The organism is Viridibacillus sp. d25.2 (assembly GCF_055456015.2).
In genome coordinates this window covers 1,088,393-1,104,135 of record NZ_CM196652.1, presented here as the reverse complement: position 1 = coordinate 1,104,135, position 15,743 = coordinate 1,088,393, and the positions used below count along the sequence as shown (strand labels likewise).

Annotated in this window: 9 protein-coding genes, 20 tRNA genes and 2 rRNA genes; 1 reads left to right on the top strand and 30 read right to left on the bottom strand. The window is 41.1% G+C overall.

From position 1 onward, the window contains the following. Positions 1–286: 286 nt before the first annotated feature. From menB to ACZLO7_RS05475, 4 genes are read right to left on the bottom strand one after another with little or no spacing between them, the layout of a single operon-like run. On the bottom strand, positions 287–1,105 hold the full coding sequence (gene menB, locus ACZLO7_RS05490) for a 1,4-dihydroxy-2-naphthoyl-CoA synthase (RefSeq protein WP_464940864.1): 819 nt from the start codon (positions 1,103–1,105) through the stop codon (positions 287–289). 27 nt (positions 1,106–1,132) lie between these two features. Then, on the bottom strand, positions 1,133–1,948 hold the full coding sequence (menH, locus tag ACZLO7_RS05485) for a 2-succinyl-6-hydroxy-2,4-cyclohexadiene-1-carboxylate synthase (protein WP_464940865.1): 816 nt from the start codon (positions 1,946–1,948) through the stop codon (positions 1,133–1,135). Further along, positions 1,936–3,660, bottom strand: a complete 1,725-nt coding sequence (gene menD, locus ACZLO7_RS05480) for a 2-succinyl-5-enolpyruvyl-6-hydroxy-3-cyclohexene-1-carboxylic-acid synthase (protein WP_464940866.1) — start codon at positions 3,658–3,660, stop codon at positions 1,936–1,938. Before menD ends, menH begins: the two co-directional genes overlap by 13 nt. After that, on the bottom strand, positions 3,653–5,038 hold the full coding sequence (locus tag ACZLO7_RS05475) for an isochorismate synthase (protein ID WP_464940867.1): 1,386 nt from the start codon (positions 5,036–5,038) through the stop codon (positions 3,653–3,655). The genes menD and ACZLO7_RS05475 overlap by 8 nt, the downstream gene beginning before the upstream one ends. Before the next feature lie 378 nt (positions 5,039–5,416). Between ACZLO7_RS05475 and ACZLO7_RS05470 the strand changes: the two genes are divergently transcribed. Then, positions 5,417–6,316: a hypothetical protein gene (locus tag ACZLO7_RS05470; RefSeq protein ID WP_511261386.1), complete on the top strand. Its 900-nt coding sequence runs from the start codon at positions 5,417–5,419 to the stop codon at positions 6,314–6,316. 68 nt (positions 6,317–6,384) lie between these two features. Here ACZLO7_RS05470 and ACZLO7_RS05465 read toward each other — a convergent pair whose 3' ends face one another. From ACZLO7_RS05465 to ACZLO7_RS05340, 26 genes are all read right to left on the bottom strand, one after another. Continuing rightward, on the bottom strand, positions 6,385–7,323 hold the full coding sequence (locus tag ACZLO7_RS05465) for a dipeptidase (RefSeq protein ID WP_464940869.1): 939 nt from the start codon (positions 7,321–7,323) through the stop codon (positions 6,385–6,387). A 45-nt stretch (positions 7,324–7,368) separates the two neighbouring features. Then, positions 7,369–8,571 carry an MFS transporter gene (locus ACZLO7_RS05460; RefSeq protein WP_464940870.1) on the bottom strand — a complete coding sequence of 401 codons (1,203 nt, stop codon included), beginning with the start codon at positions 8,569–8,571 and terminating at the stop codon, positions 7,369–7,371. Positions 8,572–8,797: 226 nt separating this feature from the next. Then, entirely contained in the window at positions 8,798–9,289 is a 492-nt protein-coding gene (locus ACZLO7_RS05455) for a TraR/DksA C4-type zinc finger protein (RefSeq protein WP_464940871.1), read from the bottom strand. A 94-nt stretch (positions 9,290–9,383) separates the two neighbouring features. After that, positions 9,384–10,145, bottom strand: coding sequence for a MerR family transcriptional regulator (locus ACZLO7_RS05450; RefSeq protein ID WP_464940872.1), 762 nt, complete (start codon positions 10,143–10,145; stop codon positions 9,384–9,386). Between the two features lie 494 nt (positions 10,146–10,639). Further along, positions 10,640–10,711: transfer RNA gene (locus tag ACZLO7_RS05445), tRNA-Glu, on the bottom strand. Positions 10,712–10,715: 4 nt separating this feature from the next. Continuing rightward, positions 10,716–10,806: transfer RNA gene (locus ACZLO7_RS05440), tRNA-Ser, on the bottom strand. A 5-nt stretch (positions 10,807–10,811) separates the two neighbouring features. Beyond that, positions 10,812–10,886 (bottom strand) — tRNA-Asn (locus tag ACZLO7_RS05435). Positions 10,887–10,896: 10 nt separating this feature from the next. Next, positions 10,897–10,973: transfer RNA gene (locus tag ACZLO7_RS05430), tRNA-Ile, on the bottom strand. 7 nt (positions 10,974–10,980) lie between these two features. After that, positions 10,981–11,054 (bottom strand) — tRNA-Gly (locus ACZLO7_RS05425). A gap of 4 nt (positions 11,055–11,058) precedes the next feature. Further along, a tRNA-Phe gene (locus ACZLO7_RS05420) sits at positions 11,059–11,134 on the bottom strand. A gap of 31 nt (positions 11,135–11,165) precedes the next feature. Continuing rightward, positions 11,166–11,242 (bottom strand) — tRNA-Asp (locus ACZLO7_RS05415). A 3-nt stretch (positions 11,243–11,245) separates the two neighbouring features. Next, positions 11,246–11,322: transfer RNA gene (locus ACZLO7_RS05410), tRNA-Met, on the bottom strand. Between the two features lie 31 nt (positions 11,323–11,353). After that, a tRNA-Ser gene (locus ACZLO7_RS05405) sits at positions 11,354–11,446 on the bottom strand. 23 nt (positions 11,447–11,469) lie between these two features. Next, positions 11,470–11,546, bottom strand: a tRNA-Ile gene (locus ACZLO7_RS05400). A gap of 16 nt (positions 11,547–11,562) precedes the next feature. Beyond that, a tRNA-Met gene (locus ACZLO7_RS05395) sits at positions 11,563–11,636 on the bottom strand. Positions 11,637–11,672: 36 nt separating this feature from the next. After that, positions 11,673–11,748: transfer RNA gene (locus ACZLO7_RS05390), tRNA-Ala, on the bottom strand. Between the two features lie 18 nt (positions 11,749–11,766). After that, a tRNA-Pro gene (locus ACZLO7_RS05385) sits at positions 11,767–11,843 on the bottom strand. A gap of 4 nt (positions 11,844–11,847) precedes the next feature. Next, positions 11,848–11,924, bottom strand: a tRNA-Arg gene (locus tag ACZLO7_RS05380). 29 nt (positions 11,925–11,953) lie between these two features. After that, a tRNA-Leu gene (locus ACZLO7_RS05375) sits at positions 11,954–12,042 on the bottom strand. Positions 12,043–12,048: 6 nt separating this feature from the next. Beyond that, a tRNA-Gly gene (locus tag ACZLO7_RS05370) sits at positions 12,049–12,123 on the bottom strand. A gap of 25 nt (positions 12,124–12,148) precedes the next feature. Then, positions 12,149–12,233: transfer RNA gene (locus ACZLO7_RS05365), tRNA-Leu, on the bottom strand. Between the two features lie 19 nt (positions 12,234–12,252). Continuing rightward, positions 12,253–12,328, bottom strand: a tRNA-Lys gene (locus ACZLO7_RS05360). A gap of 12 nt (positions 12,329–12,340) precedes the next feature. Next, positions 12,341–12,416: transfer RNA gene (locus tag ACZLO7_RS05355), tRNA-Thr, on the bottom strand. A 15-nt stretch (positions 12,417–12,431) separates the two neighbouring features. Next, positions 12,432–12,507: transfer RNA gene (locus ACZLO7_RS05350), tRNA-Val, on the bottom strand. Positions 12,508–12,516: 9 nt separating this feature from the next. Next, positions 12,517–12,632, bottom strand: a 5S ribosomal RNA gene (gene rrf / locus ACZLO7_RS05345). A 133-nt stretch (positions 12,633–12,765) separates the two neighbouring features. Continuing rightward, positions 12,766–15,695 (bottom strand): 23S ribosomal RNA (locus ACZLO7_RS05340). Positions 15,696–15,743 lie beyond the last annotated feature (48 nt).

Sequence of the window (15,743 nt, the reverse complement as noted above, 5' to 3'; positions counted from 1 at the left end):
GTCGTGAACTTAGGTTGTCTTCCTTAACTTTAATTAGATATCCAGTTTCAGCAGTCAATCCCTCGAGGTCACTTGCATCTTCTCGGTCGAAAGCTGAAATGATGCTTTCGATTCGAAGATTCCAGTGCTTGTCGGGATTGAACGGGCTGCTTCAACATTTAATTAAATATCCAGCTTCGGTCGCCAGCCTCTCGAGGTCACTTCCACTCTCTCGGACAAAAGCAAAGTGACGCTTTTGTTTCGAGAGTTACAGTGCTTGTCGAGGCTTAACGGGCGCCCTTAGCACTTAAGGGAATCTTGGGAATTGGCCGAAGTCTGGTTCGCGTTTTTCTTTGAATGCGTCGCGACCTTCTTTTGCTTCGTCTGTTGTGTAGTAAAGTAAAGTTGCGTCTCCAGCAAATTGTTGAAGACCTGCTAAACCATCTGTATCTGCGTTGAATGAAGCTTTTAGGAAGCGTAATGCAGTAGGTGATTTAGAAAGCATTTCTTCACACCATTGAACAGTTTCGTCTTCTAATTTTTCTAGAGGAACAACTGTATTTACTAAGCCCATATCCAATGCTTCTTGTGCATTGTATTGACGGCATAGGTACCAAATTTCACGCGCTTTTTTATGACCAACGATACGTGCTAAATAACCTGCACCGTAGCCAGCGTCAAATGAACCTACTTTAGGTCCAGTTTGTCCGAAGCGAGCGTTTTCTGCTGCGATTGTTAAATCACAAACGATGTGTAACACATGTCCTCCACCAATTGCGTAGCCAGCAACCATTGCTACTACAGGTTTTGGAGTGATACGGATTAAATGTTGTAAGTCTAATACGTTTAGACGAGGAATGTTATCATCACCAACATAGCCACCGTTTCCACGAACTTTTTGGTCTCCACCTGCGCAGAATGCTTGGTCGCCTTCACCAGTTAAAATAATTACACCGATATTAGCATTATCACGTGCACGTGTAAATGCATCGATTAGTTCCGCTGTTGTTTTTGGACGGAATGCATTGCGCACTTCCGGACGATTAATTGTAATTTTCGCGATACCATTGTAAGATTCATACTTAATATCTTCGTATGTACGCTCTGTTACCCATTGACGAGTCATATATATGATCCTCCTATTTGTGAATTTTTATATTTGTTCCTCTATTATTGTAGCAAAAGTTTCTGGATTTTCCACATGAATTGCATGTCCAGCTTTTGGCACGACTATACACTTACAATTTTGGAATAGATTATTCATATCAATAGCTTTTTGATTGAACTTTTTATCTAACTCCCCTGTTACTAAGACTACCGGCTTAGTAAAGCTTGCCAACTCATCCCAATATGAATTCTGCTGTCCTGTGCCAACGCCTCTTAAGCTATTTGCTAATCCTATTTCATTTTGCAATAAGCGCTCTGCACGAATCTGCTCTTGAATGTCTAAAGATAAGTCTTTTTGTGATTCGAATAAGGATATATTCTCCCAATAGTCTACAAAAGCTTGGATACCCTCTGCTTCAAGACGCTCAGCTAAAATATTATCTGCTTTTACTCTTGATGTACGCTCTTCAGCCGTTTGTAAACCTGGTGAAGCACTTTCTAAAATAAGCTGTTCTATTGTTTCAGGATATTGCAAAGCATAAGCTAATGCGATGCGTCCCCCCATAGAGTAACCTACTAATGAGAACAAATTGACTCCACGATGCACTAATAATTCATGTAAGACTTCAACTTGCTTCTCCATGGAATAATGTTCTACAATTTTCGGACTATCTGTGTAACCATGTCCGATTAAATCAATTGCAATGATACGCACTTGATTCCCCATTAAACTTATTACTTTATCCCAAGTAGCAGAACTTCCAGTAAATCCATGTAATAATACTACGGTTTTTTCGATACGTGGATTAATAATTTCATAATGCACGTTTAAACCGTTTACTGTCATCATTACGCTTGCCATTTTGTATCTAACTCCTCACCAATCGCTCTCCATAATTTACGGTGTGTAGCTACGTTTACTTGACGATTTGTAAATACTTCAATCAAGCGTAGCGGTTTTTGTTTTGGTGTTTGTAACACTTCTACAAATGCCTCTTTTGTTTCAACAGCCTGATATTCAGCTCCATACATTATCGCGATTTCTTTAAAGTTAAGCCCTGAAGGTGTTCCGAACAATTCTTCATAATGTGCTTCTTCTGTAGCTTGTGCTAAATAAGAGAAAATACCACCGCCATCATTATTCATCACAACGATTGTCATATTACACTCTTGATATCGTGTCGTGATTAAACCATTCACATCATGCAAAAATGCTAAATCGCCTATCAATAAATACGTTTCACGCTGTCTAGCAAGTTGCACACCAAAAGCAGTAGATACTACACCGTCAATACCATTCGCACCGCGATTCGCAAAAACTTTCACATCTTTCTCCGTTTTATTGAAAAATGTATCTACATCTCGGATCGGCATACTACTACTAGCAAATAAATCGCTCGATTCAGGTAAATTAGTAAATAGTGTTGCTGCCATCGCACCCTCGTCAGATTCAGCTTCCAAATAAAGCTCAATATATTTTGTTGCAATGTCATTTGCAGTAATCCATTTCTCTCTATAAGTAGCATCAATTGTAGGTTCAACAACGACATCTTCTAACCAGTCACTGATACTAGCATGCACATGATGTGTTGCAATTGCTAAAGAATCACGGAACATCGGATCCTCATCTACTACAATAAATATTGCAGGTTTGACCTTTGTTAAAAATAAAGAAAGCGGTTTTGATACTAGCTGTGCACCAAATCGAATCACGGTATCAGGTGCCATCGAATCTTTAAAAGCTTCGTTTTTCAAAATAGCATCATACTGATCAATAATATAATCCATACAATCAGCAGGAATATTCGAACGTAAATGAGATAAGCTCTCTACAAGAACAGGCCATTTCACCTTACGAATAAAATTCCAAACAGTTTCTAAGTCCGCTCCTGGATTCATCTCACCAATGATTAACAATCCTTTTTTAGTTTCATTAATTACCTCTTCTAGCATGTTAAATGCTTTTTTCGAAGGACGTAATTCAGCTCTATAGCTTTCCACAAAAGTCCCGACTGGTAACGTTTCTTGGAAATTAATCAGTAAAGGTTCGCGGAACGGTACATTAATTTGTACTGGTCCAGCAGGTGCAGTAGTCGCAATCGACATCGCACGTGCTATATGACGTTCGATAAATGACATTGTCCCTGTTGATGTTTCTGGTAATGGAAAATCCACAGACCATTTCACATGTGAACCGTATAAATGTACTTGATCAATCGCTTGTGGTGCTCCAACTTCACGTAACTCATGGGGACGGTCAGCCGTTAATATGATTAAAGGTACACGCGCATAGCTTGCTTCTACAATTGCAGGAAAGTAATTCGCTGCCGCGGTTCCTGATGTACAAACTAGCACAACTGGCCGGACACTTGCCTTCGCAATACCTAATGCCAAGAATGCTGCAGAACGCTCATCTACTTGACGATATAAATTAAATTCCTTTGAAGAAGCAAAGGCATAAGCAAGTGGCGTCGAACGTGAGCCTGGACTCACAACTACATCTCGTGCTCCCGCTTCATATAAAGACGCCACAAGCTTATAAACATAGCTCGTTAAAGTCTCTTTCTCACTCATGTAATTGTCCTCCTAAAGCTCGTAACATCGGACGGAATTTCACTAAAGTCTCATCATACTCACTGCTTGGCTTTGAATCAGCCACAATGCCACCACCAGCATATAAAAATGCTTGGTCTTTAGCTAAAAGAGCCGAACGGATTGCTACAGCAAATTCCCCGTTACCCTGAGCATCTAGCCATCCAATTGGAGCTGCATACAGACCACGATTCATCGGTTCATATTCACGAATGACTTCCATCGCCTTCATACGAGGTACGCCTCCTAGAGCTGGTGTTGGGTGCAACGTTTTAACCAACTGTAAAATAGTAGCCTCTTTTTTCATAGGCCCTTCAACTGGTGTAAACAAATGCTGTATATCTCTAATTTTCAACAACTCAGGTGCATGAGGTATTTCATAACTTGCACAATTTTCTTTAAATGTTTGTAGAATCATATCTACAACATATTGATGCTCCGAGCGATTCTTTGCATCATTTAATAAGCCTTGTCCAAGCAATTCATCTTCTTCCACCGTTTTCCCACGCTTCACAGAACCTGCGACACATGAAGAATACGCATACATATCCGAAACCTTTACTAAGCGCTCAGGAGATGCTCCGAAAAATAATTTCCCTTGCTCCTCTAAGCCAAATAAATAACTCTCAGGCTGCTCCATAATAACTTGTGACAATACATTTGGAGATGATACTTGCTCCTCAAATTGCAGTGCAAGTGAGCGTGCTATGACAACTTTATCAGCTTCTTTTAGGCGAATTAAAGAAGTAACCTTACTAATAGATGCCAAATATTCTTCTTTATATGGCTCATAGCTACTCTTAATTTGTGGCTTCGCATATGTTTTTAATGCTTTTACCTGCGCTGTATGAATTAGCTCATCACGCTCTTTACGTAAAGCTGCAAGCGCGTCCACAGTATTTTCTTCCTCTGTAATTAAATGAATGCTCACATAAGCTTGATCATTTCGCATCACAAGCTGGTATGTTGCCACAGCAAAAAAAGCTTCTGGGAAGCCTGTCCATTCACCCGATACTTTATTTTCCGTATCAAATGTAAAGCCACCAAACAAAATTGGTTGTAAATTATGATCATCATTAACCACATTTTGCGTTAACTTTTTCCATTGTTGTTCCACGTCATCAAATCTGTGTTCTTTTGCATTGCTTGTAATGGTATGAGCATGTCCCAGACCTACAAGCGTAAATGTTTTTTCACGATTTTGCCAAAAAAATCGTTGTCCAGCAAATGATTGCTCACCTGCTTCAAAAAAAGCGAGCGCTGACAATCGACTTACTTCTATTGTTTCTGTATGAAAATGTAATATCGATTGATCCGTTTCAATTCGGTCGCCGGTTGTTGCTGACAACTTCCGATTCATGAAAATTCCCTCCGTCAACGGATTCCACCAATTACTGGAATCCACTCGTACATACTTAAATATCCTATACTATCATACATCTTTCTCGCCGATTCGGCACTTCATTTGCAATGTTCTATCGCAATTTTTACGCACTTTCGCCACCAATTTACTAAAATTCCAGTACTACAAAAATATAAACGTCAATATAGCTTGTGTCATGCCGGTTTATCTATTAACATATATTGTATATATACACTAACATGCTTGTATGATGAATTTTGAAATCGACATGAATACGAGAGTTAAAACACTAGAAGAAAAGGGGTTATCACTATGGGGAAACACTTTGATAATAAGCCACTAAAGACAGGATTTATTAAATTAAAACGAAAACTTTTGAAAAAGCCACTTATCACCGCGAGCCTTGCAATTGCCTTCTTTTGCTTTTTAGTAAGTAGTCCCACTATTTCCCCTGCAATGGCTAATGGTATAAAAAAATTAGCTCCTATTCAATTGGATTTGAATGGCACTAGCTTGACAACGGAAATTTTTGAAACCCTAGGTAAACTCGGTTATTCAGTTGACAGTGCAGGATACATGACGAATCCTTATACGATAATTGTTTCTCTTAATTCAACTAAAGAAGGATTTAATAAAGAAAAACTAAACGTCACAAAACAAATAGAAAAGATTCTTGCGAAACGACACATTGATAATTATAAAATCAAAATTGAGCAATCCAGAAAATTCCATCCCGATGAGGCGTCTAAAGAAATCACTAAAAAAATGATGATCATATCCCCTGTCATTTCAAAAACCATGAAAAAATTCGGTTATGATACGTCGGGCTTTGGATATAATAATGATGTAATCAGTATAGATTTACCTAATACTGAGAAGAGAAAAAAGGCTATTAAGCAAGCTGTAGAAAAAGCGTTAATGAAGGAAAAATTTGAGTTTAAAAAAGTTGAATTTAACCTGTATAACGAATTAAAAAGATTACAAGAATCGAGATGGAGTCCAATTATAAGCACTATTTTTGATAATCTTATTGGAAAAAGTGATTACAAACTAGAAGGCGTAGGCTATAGAGTGAAGGATGGAAAAACTTACATTTCTTTAAATACGGGGTTAGACAACTCTGAGGATCTAGCTGAAAATGTCACTTATTTAAAAGAAACTTTCGAGAAATTTTTCGCCTTAAGTTCAACTAAAGTACAGATAAAAAAAGACCGCTATGAACTTATTATTTATGGTGAAAATAAACAGGGTCTAGTGAAAATAGAAAAGAATTAAATAATATTTTGTAAACAGTTTTCTATAGTAAAAAAACGTCATGATAACTTCATGACGTTTCTTTATGCTTACTTTTGTATACTTTTTACGTAAGATAAAAAGTTCTTACTCGCTATACCTTTCACTTCATCTTCAGTAAAATGTTCTTGCAACTTCTTTATTAAATTTTGAGTCTGTGAAGCATTGCTTAAATTCTCTACAGAATAGTAAATACCATCAAAATCAGAGCCCAGCCCTAAATTCTCTACACCTACAACATTTGCTAAATGAACGAAATGTTGAACAAATGCATCCATTGCTACTGATTTATCATGATTTTCAATAAATCCAGGATAATAAACTAAATGGATATGACCACCATGTTCTATAAGAGCCTTAGCTTGCTCATCTGTTAAATTTCGGGGATGATCACATAATGCACGTGCATTCGAATGACTAGCGATAATATGCTTAGCTATCGGTAGCAAATCCCAAAATCCTTGCATATTTAAATGTGAAACATCTATAAGAATATCACGCTCATTTAATAATGCAACTACCTCTTTTGCAAAATTTTTCAAACCTAAATTAGGGTCATTTTGTGCACCATAAGCAACTGCATTCTCATTATTCCAAGTGAGTCCAACTAGTTTCACGCCAGCGTCCAATATCGCTTGTAATTTGAACAGATCCGCTCCGATGGTATCACAACCTTCTAAAGTTAAAACCGCTCCAATTTCACCTTCTCGAAGCGTCTCTATTTGACGCCAATCTGTAATATGTACCATCTCAGGATTAGGTGCAAGAACTTGCGTTTGAAATAATTCTATTTGGCGGAGTGCCTCTAAATACTTTCTACTTTGAGGTACATCCTCGTCAACGAAAATCGCAAAAAACTGTACTTTTACTTTTCCTTTTTTTAAGCGTTCTAAATTTGCTTGTAATTGTGGTGCATTGCTAAAATTAATTGGTTCTTCAGCAATAGATAATTTCCACAGCACATCACAATGTAAATCGATAATATTCATCTCTCGGTCCCCCATTAGCTTTCTTACTGCACATATTATACATGGTTACGATGTTTCAGCATAATATCTCTGATTAGGCTTTTGAAATACTTGAGTACACAATATTAACGACAATAGGACTGCAATTGCAGAAAATCCTATCGTCACTATTTGTAAAGAGAACCATTCAGCTAGAGCACCAATGATAAAAGTAAATGAAATTTGTAAAATACTTAAGAACATCGCCGTTACACTACCGAACCGCCCCATAATTTCTGTTGGCACATTTTTTTGATAGAACGTATCATACCCTGAGTTGGCGAATGACATAAAGAATCCTAAAAAGATAAACGCTGCAGTTGCAGACCAAAATCCTATAGAACTATAAAATAATAAATAACCAACTGTTGTCATTAACATTCCTATTGCAAAGTAGGTTTGTAATGATATTTTTTTCACTAGCATTGCTGATACAGATGCTCCAATAATTGAGCCTATTCCTGTAATACTGACAATCATTCCGTACATTTTATTAGATAATCCCAAGTTCTGTTTAATAAACGTTACCTCCTGTGAATCTAGAGAAAAAGCAATCATTAAGGCAACCTGAAATAATAAATATATTTTTATAAAATAATGATCTTGTTTTATATATAGCTTAACCACTTGCCAATCCGCCATTATCATTTTCAACGTAATTGGTTCTCGCTTTATTGTAGTTTCAATTTCGACATTTGGTAATAGATAAATACAAACCGCACACAAGAAGAATGTAATTGCATTAATCACAACACATATGGTCGTACCAACTGTTGCAATTAGTATTCCTGCAAGAGCTGGCCCTATTAAAAAAGAACCTGAATTCAACATACTCATGATTGAATTAAATCGTCGACGATCTTTTTCCTCTACAAATTTAGTAATATAAAAGGTCGAACTTGGCCCAAAAAACGAACTTGCCATATTCGCTATAAACAATATGGCATAGACAGTCCATATTGATCCCATAAAAGGAACAAGTAATACAAGTAAGCCACGTATCACATCTGAAAGTATCATTAATCTTCTCTTATTCTGCCTATCAATAATGGAGCCTGCAAAGAAATTAGTCAGTAATTTTGCAACAGGCCCCACAATATAAATACCTGCGACTGCTGCAGCTGAGTTCGTCATATCAAGCACTAATACATTCAAGGCGATTAAATAAATCCAATTACCGAAGAATGAAACGCCAATACCGCTAAGTAATAGAGAATATTTTTTCCACATCCCTATATCAACACCCCTTTGTTGTTAATCAAATGATGAAACTGCCTTCTTTCTGTATTTACTTTATTCACTATAAAAAACTATTTATTTCCATTTTACATTTTATATTACCAATTATGTATATATAATATTAATAAACTGCTCCGAAATTTTTCTGATATCCATATTTCTGTCAAATCCCTAAGTACAAAAAAAAGAACTGTATCACTACAGTTCCATCATAACTTTATTCAATTTGATCAGCTGGTGAATCTGAGGAACCATAAGACTCTACTTCTTGGAAGCTGTCTTCATAATCAACGATTGCTCTTGATTCATTAACAGGCTGTTCCGTAGAAGCGTTCAGTACCTCTTCTTCAACGGGTCTATCTTTCGGCACCTTATTTTCTGGTGCATGATCTACACATGTTAGAGCTGTAGGCATAACTTCTAATCGACCGTGTGGAATATTTTCTCCACATACAGTACATTTCCCATAAGAGCCATCTTCTATTGACTGTAACGCTGCTTGAAGCTTTTCAATTTGTTCATCGTTATGGTCTTCTATTGCCATTTCAGTTACTTGATCTGTTAATTCTGTTGCTTGGTCTGCAGGATGATTATCATAATTGGATAACTCCGTTGATTCTGGAAGCTCATGTGTATATTTTCTTCCCTGCAACACATATAATTCATCTACCATTTGATTTTTTAAACTTTCATATTTTGTGTTTGTCATTTAATTCCTCCATTGATATAACCTATTTATTATTATTTCCTATATTTTTTAAATCAAACATAAAAAAAGAGTGCTGCTTTTTGCAGCACCCTAATTATTCATTTTGAGTATATATTAATATAGCATCTCTTAAGAGTTGCGCTGTTCCTGTTTGCTCTTTGTCATAATAGCTCGTAAATCGTTCATCTGCTATATACATTTCTGCAAGTCCTGCATGTGCCTCTTTACTATACTTTGGCCAATAATACATTAACCATCGCTTATGTGTCTCGGCAGCACGCTGAGCTACATTACTATCAGGTCGACCAGTTTGCATTGCTTGTTTTAGTAAATTCATCACTTCTTGCTCTAATGCTTGCACTTCTTCATATTGCTGTTCCGTCATATGCTTCACTTTTTTATTTGAAGCATCAACTGTAGTATCTCCATAATTTCGCCGTATCTCTTGGCCATATTGTTTTTCATTATCTATAATCATCTTTTCCTTTAAACCTTCAAATTTTTCTTCATTTGACATTTGAATTCCTCCATTCATTGCACTGATCGTTTTAGTTACTGTTGTAATCATGACATCCAATTGTTGGCGCTTCTCCATTAATGCTTTGTAATGCTCCATTAAAGCGTTCTTATAGTCAAAGTCCTTGGCAGTTACCATCTCTTTTATTACTTCTAATTTAAAACCTAATTCACGATAAAATAAAATCTGCTGTAACAAATCAATCTCTTCTTGACCATATATACGATAGCCTGAAGAATTTATACGAGCAGGCTTTAACAATCCAATATCATCATAATAACGCAAAGTTCTAGTACTCACTCCAGAAAGCTGAGCAAGTTTTTGAATCGTCATTTCCATCTCAATTCCCCCCATATCTTTACTATATAGTTTGACGTAACGTTAAGGTCAACAGTTACTAAATAAAAAAATCTAAGTATCAGCAAACAGCGATTACTTAGATTTTCTCTTCATATATTTATGAAATTTTTCATTTTATCCAATTGTAAATTTACTGCTATTTTCTTTTTCGTAGTTTACAACAATTGCATTATTTCATTCTTAAATTGCTCAATCAATTATGCCTCGGCATAATTGCGTCCGGAATCGGCTGTGCTTGCACAAAGAACTCCTTTCCGATTCCATGACATCCGCCGGAGGCTTTAACTTCTTTCAGCGGGTGTTTGGACACCCGCTGAAAAGCAGCTTAAATCCGCATTCATCTCACCACCTATAGAGGTGGGAGACTTCTGCTGAAAGATGTTAAATAATATATAACTAACGCCTATTAATCTTACTTCTAAACACAAAAAAACCTTTAGAATCAAATATGATTCTAAAGGTTTTTCAAAGTATGACCCCTACGGGATTCGAACCCGTGTTACCGCCGTGAAAGGGCGGTGTCTTAACCGCTTGACCAAGGGGCCTATATGGCGGAGAAGGAGGGATTTGAACCCTCGCGCCGCTTACGCGACCTACACCCTTAGCAGGGGCGCCTCTTCAGCCACTTGAGTACTTCCCCATATATGGCTCCGAAGGTAGGACTCGAACCTACGACCGTCCGGTTAACAGCCGGATGCTCTACCACTGAGCTACTTCGGAATAATTTTAATGGTGGGCCTAAATGGACTCGAACCATCGACCTCACGCTTATCAGGCGTGCGCTCTAACCAGCTGAGCTATAGGCCCATAAAATTGGAGCGGGTGAAGAGAATCGAACTCTCGACAACAGCTTGGAAGGCTGTGGTTTTACCACTAAACTACACCCGCATCATGGTGGGTCAGGACGGAATCGAACCGCCGACACTTAGAGCTTCAATCTAATGCTCTACCAACTGAGCTACTGACCCATGATGATTAATGAAATATTTTTTTAAAAAATGGCGGTCCGGACGGGACTCGAACCCGCGACCTCCTGCGTGACAGGCAGGCATTCTAACCAACTGAACTACCGGACCATTTGGTTGCGGGGACAGGATTTGAACCTGTGACCTTCGGGTTATGAGCCCGACGAGCTACCGAACTGCTCCACCCCGCGATAATGATATTATGAAATTAATTTTTAAAAATGGAGGAGGAAGAGGGATTCGAACCCCCGCGCGGTATGACCCGCCTGTCGGTTTTCAAGACCGATCCCTTCAGCCAGACTTGGGTATTCCTCCAAAAAAATATGATGTTGTGTAGATGGTGGACCTTGCAGGACTCGAACCTGCGACCGGACGGTTATGAGCCGTCTGCTCTAACCAACTGAGCTAAAGGTCCTTTAGTTTGGTTAGTATGGCGGCAGAGGGGATCGAACCCCCGACCTCACGGGTATGAACCGTACGCTCTAGCCAGCTGAGCTACGCCGCCATGATGATATTTAATTTATTGATTGTAATAATAAATTGGTGGAGCCTAGCGGGATCGAACCGCTGACCTCCTGCGTGCAAGGCAGGCGCTCTCCCAGCTGAGCTAAGGCCCCATAGGGTTAAAGTATTAATGGTCGGGAAGACAGGATTCGAACCTGCGACCCCTTGGTCCCAAACCAAGTGCTCTACCAAGCTGAGCTACTTCCCGTTAATGGCGCGCCCGGCAGAAGTCGAATCCACAACCTTCTGATCCGTAGTCAGACGCTCTATCCAATTGAGCTACGGGCGCATTTATATCACGTGCATTATGTTAAAAGATGGTGCCGAGGACCGGAATCGAACCGGTACGGTAGTCACCTACCGCAGGATTTTAAGTCCTGTGCGTCTGCCAGTTCCGCCACCCCGGCATATTTTGGAGCGGAAGACGAGGTTCGAACTCGCGACCCCCACCTTGGCAAGGTGGTGTTCTACCACTGAACTACTTCCGCAATATGCTGATAAACTTAAATATTATGGTGCGGGTGAAGGGAGTCGAACCCCCACGCCTTGCGGCGCTAGATCCTAAGTCTAGTGCGTCTGCCAGTTCCGCCACACCCGCATATAATTTTCTTGAAAAATGGTGAGCCATGTAGGATTCGAACCTACGACCCTCTGATTAAAAGTCAGATGCTCTACCAACTGAGCTAATGGCTCATATGAAATGAATGGTGCCGGCGAAAGGAGTCGAACCCTCGACCTACTGATTACAAGTCAGTTGCTCTACCAACTGAGCTACACCGGCATGATTTATTAAAAATGGTGGAGGATGACGGGATCGAACCGCCGACCCCCTGCTTGTAAGGCAGGTGCTCTCCCAGCTGAGCTAATCCTCCATATTGTCCGCCTAGCAACGTCCTACTCTCACAGGGGGAAACCCCCAACTACCATCGGCGCTAAAGAGCTTAACTTCCGTGTTCGGCATGGGAACGGGTGTGACCTCTTTGCCATCGTCACTAGACTATTTTCTTAAGGACAAGAATTATTATATCATCTTTTTTAAAGATTAGCAAGTGTTTTTTTGCTATTTTAGAAAAGTTTTTTTCTTGTTCTCTCAAAACTGGATAAATTACATTGAAGTTTGTTAAGTAAATTTGGTTAAGTCCTCGATCTATTAGTATTCGTCAGCTCCGTATGTCGCCACACTTCCACCTCGAACCTATCTACCTCATCGTCTTTGAGGGATCTTACTTACTTGCGTAATGGGAAATCTCATCTTGAGGGGGGCTTCATGCTTAGATGCTTTCAGCACTTATCCCGTCCACACATAGCTACCCAGCGATGCCCTTGGCAGAACAACTGGTACACCAGCGGTGTGTCCATCCCGGTCCTCTCGTACTAAGGACAGCTCCTCTCAAATTTCCTACGCCCACGACGGATAGGGACCGAACTGTCTCACGACGTTCTGAACCCAGCTCGCGTACCGCTTTAATGGGCGAACAGCCCAACCCTTGGGACCGACTACAGCCCCAGGATGCGATGAGCCGACATCGAGGTGCCAAACCTCCCCGTCGATGTGGACTCTTGGGGGAGATAAGCCTGTTATCCCCGGGGTAGCTTTTATCCGTTGAGCGATGGCCCTTCCATGCGGAACCACCGGATCACTAAGCCCGTCTTTCGACCCTGCTCGACTTGTAGGTCTCGCAGTCAAGCTCCCTTATGCCTTTACACTCTACGAATGATTTCCAACCATTCTGAGGGAACCTTTGGGCGCCTCCGTTACTCTTTAGGAGGCGACCGCCCCAGTCAAACTGCCCGCCTGACACTGTCTCCTACCCCGCTAAGGGGCATGGGTTAGAAGTTCAATACAGCTAGGGTAGTATCCCACCAACGCCTCCTCCGAAGCTAGCGCTCCGGAATCTCTGGCTCCTACCTATCCTGTACAAGCTGTATCAAAATTCAATATCAGGCTACAGTAAAGCTCCACGGGGTCTTTCCGTCCTGTCGCGGGTAACCTGCATCTTCACAGGTACTATAATTTCACCGAGTCTCTCGTTGAGACAGTGCCCAGATCGTTACGCCTTTCGTGCGGGTCGGAACTTACCCGACAAGGAATTTCGCTACCTTAGGACCGTTATAGTTACGGCCGCCGTTTACTGGGGCTTCAATTCGCACCTTCGCTTGCGCTAAGCACTCCTCTTAACCTTCCAGCACCGGGCAGGCGTCAGCCCCTATACGTCACCTTACGGTTTTGCAGAGACCTGTGTTTTTGCTAAACAGTCGCCTGGGCCTATTCACTGCGGCTCTCTCGGGCTTTCACCCTACTAGAGCACCCCTTCTCCCGAAGTTACGGGGTCATTTTGCCGAGTTCCTTAACGAGAGTTCTCTCGCACACCTTAGGATTCTCTCCTCGACTACCTGTGTCGGTTTGCGGTACGGGCACCTTTTACCTCGCTAGAGGCTTTTCTTGGCAGTGTGAAATCAGGAACTCCGGACATACGTCCTCGTCATCACAGCTCAACGTTATAGAAATGGGATTTGCCTCATTTCACGCCTCACTGCTTGAACATGCATAACCAACAGCATGCTTACCCTATCCTACTGCGTCCCCCCATTGCTCAAATGGTAAATAGGTGGTACAGGAATATCAACCTGTTGTCCATCGCCTACGCCTATCGGCCTCGGCTTAGGTCCCGACTAACCCTGAGCGGACGAGCCTTCCTCAGGAAACCTTAGTCATTCGGTGGACGGGATTCTCACCCGTCTTTCGCTACTCATACCGGCATTCTCACTTCTAAGCGCTCCACCAGTCCTTCCGGTCTGACTTCACAGCACTTAGAACGCTCTCCTACCACGGACATCTAAGATGTCCATCCACAGCTTCGGTGAATTGTTTAGCCCCGATACATTTTCGGCGCAGCGTCACTCGACCAGTGAGCTATTACGCACTCTTTAAATGATGGCTGCTTCTGAGCCAACATCCTGGTTGTCTAAGCAACGTCACATCCTTTTCCACTTAACAATTACTTTGGGACCTTAGCTGGTGGTCTGGGCTGTTTCCCTTTTGACTACGGATCTTATCACTCGCAGTCTGACTCCCGTGCATAAATCACTGGCATTCGGAGTTTGTCTGAATTCGGTAATCCGGGATGGACCCCTAGTTCAAACAGTGCTCTACCTCCAGGATTCTCTATCACGAGGCTAGCCCTAAAGCTATTTCGGAGAGAACCAGCTATCTCCAGGTTCGATTGGAATTTCTCCGCTACCCACACCTCATCCCCGCACTTTTCAACGTACGTGGGTTCGGGCCTCCAGTAAGTGTTACCTTACCTTCACCCTGGACATGGGTAGATCACCTGGTTTCGGGTCTACAACCACATACTCATTCGCCCTATTCAGACTCGCTTTCGCTACGGCTCCGTCTTCTAAAACTTAACCTCGCATGTAATCGTAACTCGCCGGTTCATTCTACAAAAGGCACGCTATCACCCATTAACGGGCTCTAACTACTTGTAGGCACATGGTTTCAGGATCTATTTCACTCCCCTTCCGGGGTGCTTTTCACCTTTCCCTCACGGTACTGGTTCACTATCGGTCACTAGGTAGTATTTAGCCTTGGGAGATGGTCCTCCCAGATTCCGACGGAATTTCACGTGTTCCGCCGTACTCAGGATACACTCAAGAGAGAATGAACTTTCAACTACAGGGCTGTTACCTGCTCTGGCGGGCCTTTCCAGACCGCTTCGTTTAACTCATTCCTTTGTAACTCCATATAGAGTGTCCTACAACCCCAAGAGGCAAGCCTCTTGGTTTGGGCTATTCCCGTTTCGCTCGCCGCTACTCAGGGAATCGATTTTTCTTTCTCTTCCTCCAGGTACTTAGATGTTTCAGTTCCCTGGGTCTGCCATCAAGACGCTATGTATTCACGTCAAGATACTGCTCCATTACGAACAGTGGGTTCCCCCATTCGGAAATCTCCGGATCAAAGCTCACTTACAGCTCCCCGAAGCATATCGGTGTTAGTGCCGTCCTTCTTCGGCTCCTAGTGCCAAGGCATCCGCCATGCGCCCTTAATAACTTAACCTAAAAGTTAGTTATTAAGCCTAAAAAACTTAATAATAAAAAATGTGTT

What these genes read in the sequence shown, in the direction of transcription:
- menB (WP_464940864.1), bottom strand. Translation starts at nt 1,105, where the DNA reads ATGACTCGTCAATGGGTAACAGAGCGTACATACGAAGATATTAAGTAT.
- menH (WP_464940865.1), bottom strand. Translation starts at nt 1,948, where the DNA reads ATGGCAAGCGTAATGATGACAGTAAACGGTTTAAACGTGCATTATGAA.
- menD (WP_464940866.1), bottom strand. Translation starts at nt 3,660, where the DNA reads ATGAGTGAGAAAGAGACTTTAACGAGCTATGTTTATAAGCTTGTGGCG.
- ACZLO7_RS05475 (WP_464940867.1), bottom strand. Translation starts at nt 5,038, where the DNA reads ATGAATCGGAAGTTGTCAGCAACAACCGGCGACCGAATTGAAACGGAT.
- ACZLO7_RS05465 (WP_464940869.1), bottom strand. Translation starts at nt 7,323, where the DNA reads ATGAATATTATCGATTTACATTGTGATGTGCTGTGGAAATTATCTATT.
- ACZLO7_RS05460 (WP_464940870.1), bottom strand. Translation starts at nt 8,571, where the DNA reads ATGTGGAAAAAATATTCTCTATTACTTAGCGGTATTGGCGTTTCATTC.
- ACZLO7_RS05455 (WP_464940871.1), bottom strand. Translation starts at nt 9,289, where the DNA reads ATGACAAACACAAAATATGAAAGTTTAAAAAATCAAATGGTAGATGAA.
- ACZLO7_RS05450 (WP_464940872.1), bottom strand. Translation starts at nt 10,145, where the DNA reads ATGGAAATGACGATTCAAAAACTTGCTCAGCTTTCTGGAGTGAGTACT.